This is a genomic window from Bacillus sp. 22446 (assembly GCF_052044955.1).
Taxonomy (GTDB): domain Bacteria; phylum Bacillota; class Bacilli; order Bacillales; family Bacillaceae; genus Bacillus; species Bacillus altitudinis.
Genome location: NZ_JBQEOD010000021.1, coordinates 1 through 887 on the forward strand (window position 1 = coordinate 1; position 887 = coordinate 887).

Genomic DNA, 887 nt, shown 5'->3' on the forward strand with positions numbered 1-887 from the left:
GGTGGAGGATGACGGGCTCGAACCGCCGACCCTCTGCTTGTAAGGCAGATGCTCTCCCAGCTGAGCTAATCCTCCATGTTATGTCGTTTCGAATGTCTCTCGATCTGACAAATAGTATTATATAACGATAAGATATTGTTTGTAAAGACTTTTTTAAAATAATTTTTGAATTTATTTTAAAGCTATTTTTTCAAATCTTTTCGTTAAGGCACCTAAAGAAGTTTACCACTTGTCTCTTCATTTTAAAAGTCTTTTTTTCATTTTTTTATGTTTTTTTGTTAAAAAGGGGATTAATAGCGCTTTTTCAATGTAAAAACAGCTCTTTTAAAGTTGAAAAATGTTTGTTTTATTCCTTAAATCCTCAGATAACGTGCATATAGAAACGAATTTTTTTATTATTTTATTTTTCCGAGAAACCATTTTGTATATTTGCTTTATATTAAATTGATCCTGGTCATTTTCCAAAAATTCGTCTCAATGTTCCCTTGCCTCATCAAACATTGTGTTGCTTAACTCAAATCTTCCTCCCCTCTCTCATTAGCAAACCAAGATGCCCTTTGCTCTCTTATGTAGGTTTCAATGATCTAGCAGCAAGCGCAGTTCGCTACATATGGTTGCCAGAGGAGAAGATCCTTTTTAGACATGTTTACTCTTTCGATGTTGACTCTTAGCAAGATGAGCGATCGACGAGATTCGATGATAAGAATTTTATAGAATGTCTAGAATTCCAGTGAAGGGGATGAAATGAATGAGTTATTGAGAATGTAGTGAAAGATCACTATTTTCAATATAAATAGATATATCATTTATCAAAACACAAAAAAGACCAGTTCCGATTGGAACTGATCCTTTGAAAAGCTTGGCGGCGTCCTACTCTCACAGGGGGA

General features: G+C 34.6%; 1 tRNA gene. It reads right to left on the bottom strand.

Going from position 1 to position 887, the window contains the following annotated elements:
* Positions 1 to 2: 2 nt before the first annotated feature.
* A tRNA-Val gene (locus ACTJJD_RS19300) sits at positions 3 to 75 on the bottom strand.
* Positions 76 to 887: the final 812 nt, after the last annotated feature.